Source organism: Streptomyces sp. NPDC002690 (assembly GCF_053592415.1).
Genome location: NZ_JBSFVR010000347.1, coordinates 1 through 7,905, shown reverse-complemented (window position 1 = coordinate 7,905; position 7,905 = coordinate 1). Strand labels below are relative to the sequence as shown.

General features: G+C 72.5%; 7 protein-coding genes. 4 read left to right on the top strand and 3 right to left on the bottom strand.

What is annotated here, in order from left to right:
* The 3 genes from ACWD3D_RS29925 to ACWD3D_RS29915 form a co-directional block, all read left to right on the top strand.
* On the top strand, window positions 1-856 hold an 856-nt coding region (locus ACWD3D_RS29925; RefSeq protein WP_451463891.1), incomplete at its 5' end, for a sensor histidine kinase.
* Window positions 853-1,386, top strand: coding sequence for a hypothetical protein (locus tag ACWD3D_RS29920; protein WP_451463890.1), 534 nt, complete (start codon window positions 853-855; stop codon window positions 1,384-1,386). The genes ACWD3D_RS29925 and ACWD3D_RS29920, both read left to right, overlap by 4 nt.
* A 37-nt stretch (window positions 1,387-1,423) precedes the next feature.
* Window positions 1,424-2,572 (top strand): winged helix DNA-binding domain-containing protein, encoded by a 1,149-nt coding sequence (locus ACWD3D_RS29915; protein ID WP_451463889.1) that lies wholly within the window; start codon window positions 1,424-1,426, stop codon window positions 2,570-2,572.
* 19 nt (window positions 2,573-2,591) lie between these two features.
* Here ACWD3D_RS29915 and ACWD3D_RS29910 read toward each other — a convergent pair whose 3' ends face one another.
* The gene (locus tag ACWD3D_RS29910; protein WP_451463888.1) at window positions 2,592-3,665 is read right to left on the bottom strand and encodes an endonuclease/exonuclease/phosphatase family protein; all 1,074 of its coding nucleotides are present in this window, start codon (window positions 3,663-3,665) and stop codon (window positions 2,592-2,594) included.
* Window positions 3,666-3,960: 295 nt separating this feature from the next.
* Between ACWD3D_RS29910 and ACWD3D_RS29905 the strand changes: the two genes are divergently transcribed.
* Window positions 3,961-5,499, top strand: coding sequence for a PQQ-binding-like beta-propeller repeat protein (locus tag ACWD3D_RS29905; protein ID WP_451463887.1), 1,539 nt, complete (start codon window positions 3,961-3,963; stop codon window positions 5,497-5,499).
* Window positions 5,500-5,572: 73 nt separating this feature from the next.
* On the opposite strand, the gene ACWD3D_RS29900 is transcribed toward ACWD3D_RS29905, so the two are convergent.
* Window positions 5,573-6,940, bottom strand: coding sequence for an NtaA/DmoA family FMN-dependent monooxygenase (locus ACWD3D_RS29900; RefSeq protein WP_451463886.1), 1,368 nt, complete (start codon window positions 6,938-6,940; stop codon window positions 5,573-5,575).
* 10 nt (window positions 6,941-6,950) lie between these two features.
* A partial coding sequence (locus ACWD3D_RS29895; RefSeq protein WP_451463885.1) for an LLM class flavin-dependent oxidoreductase occupies window positions 6,951-7,905 on the bottom strand: 955 nt, incomplete at its 5' end.

Below are 7,905 nucleotides of genomic sequence, written 5' to 3'. Positions count from 1 at the left end.
GGCGGCTCGCAGCGTGATACGCCCGGTGCGCGATCTCCGCCGCGCGGCGGCGGGCATCGGGCGCGGCGAACTCGGTACCCGCATCTCGGTGCGGGGCTCCGACGAACTCGCCCAACTGGCCCGAACGTTCAACGAGTCGGCCATCCAGCTCCAGAGTTCGGTGGACGAGCTCCGCCAGGCCGAGGAACGGGCCCGCCGCTTCGCCTCCGACGTCTCCCACGAGCTGCGCACCCCGCTCACGGGGATGCTGGCCGTCACCGAGATCCTCGACGAGGAAGCCGCGCACCTGAACGCGGACACCGCTGCGGCGGTCCGGCTGATCAGCGCGGAGACCGGCAAACTCGCGACCCTCGTGGACGACTTGATGGAGATCTCGCGCTTCGACGCGAAAGCGGCCGGCCTGCACACCGACGAGGTGGACGTGGCCGAGGCGGTCCGTAAGTCCTTGCAGGCCAGACGGTGGGAGGATCGCGTCGCCACCGAGCTGCCCGCCGGAGTGCGGGCGACGCTGGACCCGCGCCGGTTCGACGTGATCGTCGCCAACCTGGTCGGCAACGCCCTGCGGCACGGCGGGGAACCGGTCACGGTGCGGCTGCGTCCGGAAGAACGGGACGGCACACCGCTGCTGGTGCTGGAGGTGGCGGACGGCGGTACGGGCATCGCACCCGAGGTCCTGCCGTACATCTTCGACCGGTTCTACAAGGCCGACGCGGCCCGTACCCGATCGAAGGGAAGCGGTCTGGGCCTGGCGATCACCCGGGAGAACGTACGGTTGCACGGCGGCACCGTCCACGCCGCCGACGGAACCGACGGAGGTGCCGTGTTCACCGTCGAACTGCCGAGGGGAGCGGAATGAGGGGGCCACTGCGGGTCCTGGCCGTCCCGGCGGCACTGGCCGCGCTGGCCGCACTGACCACGGGTTGCGGCATCCGCCCCACGGACGTGGTCGAGGTCGGCGATCCGGCGACCGTCCGGATCGCCCCGGCCGGTTCAACGGTCACCGTGCTGTACTTCATCGGCCCGTCCTCTCCGCGCACGGTCCTGCCGGTGACGAGGCGGGTGGCCACCGTGGGCGGACAGGAGAGCGGTCCCGGTCCGGACAAGGTGCTGGGGATGCTCTTCGGTGGACCGTCCGCTTCGGAGAAGGCCGCGGGTCTTTGGTCCGAACTTCCCGACGGTGCTTTGACGTTGGGGATGAGCGTCGACGGATCGCAGGTCCAGGTACGGCTCAGCTCCTCCGTCACCAGGATCTCCACCCTCGCCCGCCTTCAGCTCGTCTGCACGGTGGCGCACCTGAGCACGGCGGGAGCCGGCGTCCGGGGCGGCGCCCAGGTGACCATACGAGGAACCGACGGGTCCATCGAGTCGTCGGCCTGTCCCGTGTGACCCGCGCCGGAGGAAGGAACCCGGCACAATTCCCGCCATGAAGATCACCGCGCGCGAACTGAACCGGGCGACTCTCGACCGCCAACTGCTGCTGCGGAGGGAGCCGCTGAACGCCACGGAGGGGGTACGCCGGGTGCTCGCGCTCCAGGCACAGCAGCCCGCCTCGCCGTACGTCGCACTCTGGAACCGTCTCGCGGACTTCGATCCCGCCGAGGTGGACGCCGCGTTCAGCGACGGCAGCCTGGTCAAGGCGACACTGATGCGGATCACCCTCCACGCGGTCCACGGTGAGGACTACCGGTTCCTGCGCGAGGCGATGCAGCAGACGCTCCACGCCTCCCGGCTCGGGTTCCGCTTCGCGGCAACGGGCCTCACCCCCGAGGACGCCGGCCGGCTGGTGCCGGATCTGCTGAAGTTCGCCGGGAAGGCGCGTACCAAAGCCGAGTTGGACGCGTGGCTAGAAGAGCTGGTGGGCGCGGAGAGGAAGGACGGGGCGCTGTGGGGGCTGCGGGCCTACGCGCCGCTGCTGCACGTCCCGGCCGGCGGCCCGTGGTCGTTCGGGGTCCGGGCGTCGTACGTGGCGGCACCGTCCTGCCCCGCGTTCACGGGACGCGAGCACGTCCCGGCCGCGACGCGCCATCTCGTACTGCGCTATCTGAAGGCGTTCGGGCCCGCGTCGGTGGCGGACGTGGCGCAGTTCGCGATGGTGCGGCGCGGGCCGGTGCGCGAGGCGCTGGGGGCCCTGGATGCGCTGGGGACGGTCGAGCGGATCGAAGGCCCGGACGGGACAACGGTGTTCGACGTCGTGGGAGCCGCCCGGCCTGCAGCCGGGACCCCGGCCCCGCCCCGGCTGATGGCCATGTGGGACAGCGTCCTGCTGGCCTACGCCGACCGCAGCCGTGTGATCCCGGAGGAGTACCGGCGCCAGGTGATCCGCGTCAACGGCGACGTGCTGCCGTCGGTGCTGGTGGACGGCTACGTCGCGGGTGTGTGGCATCCGGTCGACGGCGGCATCGAGGTGACGGCCTTCCACGACCTGGCTCCCGCCGCTTGGGAGGGGCTCGCCGAGGAGGCCCGGTCCCTGAGCGCCCTGCTGGCGGACCGGGACCCCCGGGTCTACAGCCGTTACCGCCACTGGTGGACCAAGATCTCCGGTTCACAGGTGCGGGTACTCACGGTCGGGTGACCCGGGCCCGGCACGTCCCTCAGCCCTTCGGTGGCGTGTCGACGGCCGGGAGGACCGCGAGCTCCGCGACGACGGCCCGGTGGTCCGTACCCTCGAGGGTGCGTTCGCGGGCGGAGACCCCAACGAGCCCGGGGCCGTGCAGCACGTGGTCCAACTGGACGAGGGGTGGCGCGATCCCGGCGCCGACGGGCCAGGTCGGGGCCCAGCCCCGGCCGAGTTCCGCGTGGGTGTCGGTGAGACCGGCGTCGAGCAGGGAGCGCATCGGGGCGTGGTCGAGGGAGGCGTTGAAGTCGCCGAGGAACACCGTGTCGGGCCCTCCCTCCCGCGCCAGAGAGGCGAGGGCGGCCATGTCCCTGGCCCACCGCCCCGCGCTCCCGAGCGGGTAGTAGGTGTGGACGGCGACGAGCCGCACGGTGCGTCCGCCGACGGCGATCCGGGCGGTGGTCTGGGGCCACACCGTGTCGATGTCCGTGGTGTCCTCCCCGGTCAACGGGAAGCGGGAGTAGAGGGAGGAGTCGTACTCCGGATGCAGCGCGTGGTACGGCAGCAGGTTCCCGAGGCCCGCCCGGTCGAGCGCTTCGAGCCCCCGCGCGGGAGTCTGCTCCACGGCGAGTACGTCGACCCGCCCGGCCCGGACCATCTCCACCACCGCCCGCGGGTCCACCGCCCCTTCGTCGGTGTTGACGGTCGCCACTCGCAACAGGGCGGCCGACGGAGGGACCGGGGCGGCCGAGTCGGGGAAGAACCTCGGTGCCAGCAGGCTCGCCTGCGCCACGACCAGGGCCGACGCCACGGCGGCCACGGCCCGGGACCGCAGCGGGCGAACGGCGGTCGTCACCCCCAGCACCAGCAGCGCCAGGGCGGCCGAGTGGGGGAACAGCACCATGGGTACGGCGAGTTGTGTGCCGTCGTCCATCCCCGTCAGCCGTACGAAGAGCAGAGCCGCGGGCACGGCGAGCACGAGCCCGCACAAGGTCTGTCCCCAGACCCCGCCCCGCGCAGGACGACCGAGGAGTCCCGGCCGCGTGGGCTGGGGCGCCGCGGCCTCCTCCGGAGGGGCTCCGCCGTGCCCGCACGCCGAGGTTTCGCTCATATGCTGACGATACAGAGGCAGTTGCCGGAGCCAAGAAAGTGCACGCGAGGCCGAGGTCGCCCCGCGCATCGCCGCCCGCTTCGGGACCGGACCGGCACCCACGGACGCCCTGCTCTCCCACCTCCCGCACGAGGAGGCCGAACCGATCGAGCCGATGGCGCGGTTCGGAGACTGGTGACTCCCCCGGCGCGCCGCAGGACCGTCGTACGCACCGCACGCCCTCCGAAGCGTGCGGAGCACCCCGGGCAGGGCGGTGCGTTGTCCCGAGCGCCCCGCAGGGATGAAGATCGTCGGCATGCTCTCTCTAAACGTCGAACACATACTCGGCGACCGCGCCTTCGCCGAGGTGGGCGAGCCTGCCCTCGCCGTCCTGGACGAAGGCCGCCGCCTGGTGGCGGTGGCGGGTGTGCACGGGGGCCAAGATCCCGTGCCGGTCGGCGTCTACGACACCGAGGCCCTGTCCTGCCGTGCCCTTCTGCGGGCGCACCACCCCGTACACGCGATGGCCTTCCACCCCGGGCTTCCCCTCCTCGCGATCGGCACCGGCAGGTACGACGGCGGCTACTTCTTCGAAGGGCAACTGATCCTGCTGAACCTGGAGACGGGCTCGTCCGTCTCTCTCATCGAGGACGAACCCGGCCGTCAGGTCCTGGGCCTGGAGTGGCTGGACCAGCACGAACTGCGTGTGCTGATGGCACCGCTCGACGACTGGAACGACAAAGGAGCCCGGCACGAGGGCCACCTCGCGGTGGTACGTCGGGCCGACTGGAGCTCCGTACCCGCCCGGTCCCTCACCCGCCGCGATCTGGCGGGACCGCGGTCGGCGGCCCCGCGGCCGGACGGCCGCGACGCCGCCCGGCGGCTGCTCTCCCGATTGGGGGTGCGAGGGGATTCGCGGCGATCGGTCAGGGCGGTGGAACAGCTGGCCGACGGAAGGACTCTCGCGACGCTCGAAGGTGTCCGGCTGGAGTGCTGGCTCCCCTCCGGGCAGCAGGCGTGGTCCGTCCCCGACACCACGGACGAGGGGAGCGGCGGCCAGGACATCGTGGTCTCCCCGGACGAGCGGTCGGCCTGGGTGGGCCTCGTGCGCCCCTGGTGGAAGGAGAAGCAGCAGTCCGTGGTCCGCCTCTCCTTGGCGGACGGAGCGGAACTCGATCAGTTCGCCCCTGCCGAGCCGGTGTCCGTGGTGCGCCGGGCCGACGGTTCGCCGGCCCTCGCACCCTCCGGCGACAACGAGAAGCGGAGCAGATTCGTCGTCCGCGACGGCAGTCGTGTCTACTTCCGGGAACCGACGCGCTGGAGGGAGATCAAAGAGGGCAGGACCGCGTGGCTCGCGGCCACCCGCACGGAAGCGACGCGGGGCGGCGGACGCCCACCGGAGCCGGCGGGCGCGGAACGGCTGTACCCGTTCTCGTGGGTACCGGGCGAGACACATTTCGCGGGTCCCGGCGTGGAGACGTCGGACGGCGAGCTGATCCACGCCGGTACCGTCCACGACGGCCGGGGCCTCCAGCCGGGCGGCTCGTTCGTCGTACGCCGCATGGCGACGTCGGGCAAGCCGGTCTGGGCCTTCCGGACCGACCGGCGGGCCACCGCCCTCGCAGCGGACGCCGGGACCGTGTACGTCGCCTACAACGACGGCGAGATGATCGGGCTGGGTGTGGAGGACGGCAGCGTCCGCCTGCGCGAACGGCTCACCGTCGGAGGGGTGGGCGTCGTCGGGACGGCGCTGACGGTGACCGGGCCCGGCCGGCTCCTCATCGGGACCGGCGACGGACGCGTCCTGGTCTGTGCGGTCGGGGAGGCGGTGTCCGGAGGACCGGAAGAACGGTGATCCGCCGGACACTTCCCGGACAGCCCGCACGGTCCCGCCCCGCACCCCGTGGGCCGGGGCGGAACCACGCGGGTCAGCTGCCGGGCGCGGGGAGCGGCGGCAGGTCCAGGTGCTCGCGCAGGGTGGTACCCCGGTACTCGGTGCGGTAGACGCCGCGCTCCTGGAGTTCCGGCACGAGTTTGTCGACGATGTCGGTGACGGAGGCCGGGAGCAGGTGCGGCAGGAGGTTGAACCCGTCCGCCACGCCCTCGCGCACGTAGCGGGCCCACTCGTCGGCGACCGACGCGGGGGTGCCGACGAAGGACGGGTGTCCGGGTGACACCTCGGTCACCAACTCACGTATGGAGAACCCGCGTTCGGCGGAGAGTTCGCGCCACTTCCGGATGGTGGCGAGCTTGCCGCTGCGCTGGTCGACGGCGAGGGTTCCCCGGGAGGGGTCGAGCTCCTGATCGCTCGGTTCGATGTCCGGCAGCGGGCCGTCGGGGTCGTAGCCGGACAGGTCGGTGCCCCAGTACTGCTCCAGGAAGGCGATCGACCGGGGTCCGTTGATCTGTTCGCCACGCACCCAGCGGGCCTTCTCCTCGGCGTCGGCCGGGGTGTCGCCGAGGACGACGTTCGCGCCGGGCAGGATGCGCAGCGAGTCGGGCGCCCGGCCGTGCCGGGCCAGCCGGTCGCGGAGGTCGGCCGCGTAGGCGGCGGCCTTGTTGAACTCGGTGTTGGCGGAGAAAACCACGTCGGCGTGGCGAGCGGCGAGTTCACGGCCCCCGGGAGAGTCCCCTGCCTGGAACAGCACCGGCCGCCCCTGGCGGCTGCCCGGGACGGTGGCGGTGGCGCGCAGCGTCACGAGGTCGCCCGCGCGTTCGACCGGAGCGATGGCGCCGGGCCGGGCCCAATGGCCGGCACCGCCGTCCACCGCGATCGTGTCCGGTGCCCAGGACGCCCACAGGGCCTTGGCCGTCTCGACGAACTGCTCGGCGCGTTCGTAGCGACGTTCGTGCTCCAGCCAGCCGCCGTGCCGGAAGTTGGCGCCGGTCCAGGCGTTGTCGGTGGTGACGATGTTCCACCCGGCGCGGCCCTCGGAGAGCAGGTCGAGACTGGCCAGGCGGCGGGCCAGGTCGGCCGGGTAGTTGTACGTGGTGTTCTGGGTGGCCACCAGTCCGATGCGGGTCGTGACCGCGGCGAGCGCGGACAGCTGGGTGATCGCGTCGGGCCGGCCGGCCACGTCCAGGTCGAAGACCCGGCCCCGGTTCTCCCGTACGCGCAGCCCCTCCCCCAGGAAGAAGGCGTCGAACAGGCCGCGTTCGAGGATCTGCGCGATCTCGACGAACGTCTCGATCGCGGTGTGCGAGGGGGCGCCCGGGTCGCTCCAGATGAGCTGTGGTCCGACTCCCGTGTAGAACACGCCGAGGTGGAGCTGCGGTTGGGGTTTCTGTGCGGTCATGGCGGTCACCTCAGGCGTTCGTGGCCGCAGGAGCGGCGAACCGGTTGGCGGGGCGGGGGAGGCCGAGCGTGTCGCGCAGGGTGTCACCGGCGCGCGGTACGGGCCGCTCCCCGGCCAGCGCCGGAAGCACCCGCTCGGTCAGGACCGGCAGATCGACGGCCAGTACGGCCGGGTGCAGCCTGACACCGTCGACCAGCCCCGACAGTTCGCGCAGCAGGACGGCCAGTGCCTCGGGCGGGCCGACGTGCCGCAGCCGGCCGGTCTCCGGCCAGGCGACGGCCTCGTTCAGGGTTGCCAGCCGGTCGGCCGCCGGGATGTCCGTGTCGAGTACCACTTCCACCTCGGCGAAGACCAGTGGTGCTCCGGCCTCCTTCGCGGCGGCCGCGCGTTCCGCGATCCGGGCGAGATCGGGCCGGGAGACCAGCACCACGTCGGCGCGGTCGTCCGCGTCCAGCGCGTCCGGGACCAGTACGACGAGTTGGCCCTGTGGCGGGCGGGGGGTGATCAGCGGGCCCTTGACCGAGAAGGCGGGGCCCTCGAAGTCGACGGGGTGGACCCGGTCGGCGTCCAGGAAGCGGCCGGTCGCGAGGTCCTTGATGACCGCGTCGTCCTCCCAGGAGTCCCACAGGGACCGGGCGGTGTCGATGACGTCGGCGGTCTCGCGGACCAGCGCGGCGGCGGACCGTACCGGCTCGCCGACGGTGGCGGCCTCGTCCGGGCCGTTCGCCGCGCCGACGATCCAGGCGCCTCGCCCGTGCGAGGCGTGGTCGAGGCTGGCGAGCTGGGTGGCGAGATGGAACGGTTCCGTGGTGGTGACGTGCAGGGTGGGCGCGAGGCCGATCCGGTCGGTCAGCGGTGAGACGTACAGGGCGAAGGGAATCCATCGTGAACACCCTTGCCCGTAGAGCCGCCGTCGTCCTCGCCGCCGGTGGCGCCGCCCTCGGCATGACCGTCTCGTCCGCTTC

Excerpts from the sequence above, each read along its gene's own strand:
- ACWD3D_RS29920 (WP_451463890.1), top strand. The coding sequence starts at position 853 with ATGAGGGGGCCACTGCGGGTCCTGGCCGTCCCGGCGGCACTGGCCGCG.
- ACWD3D_RS29915 (WP_451463889.1), top strand. The coding sequence starts at position 1,424 with ATGAAGATCACCGCGCGCGAACTGAACCGGGCGACTCTCGACCGCCAA.
- ACWD3D_RS29910 (WP_451463888.1), bottom strand. The coding sequence starts at position 3,665 with ATGAGCGAAACCTCGGCGTGCGGGCACGGCGGAGCCCCTCCGGAGGAG.
- ACWD3D_RS29905 (WP_451463887.1), top strand. The coding sequence starts at position 3,961 with ATGCTCTCTCTAAACGTCGAACACATACTCGGCGACCGCGCCTTCGCC.
- ACWD3D_RS29900 (WP_451463886.1), bottom strand. The coding sequence starts at position 6,940 with ATGACCGCACAGAAACCCCAACCGCAGCTCCACCTCGGCGTGTTCTAC.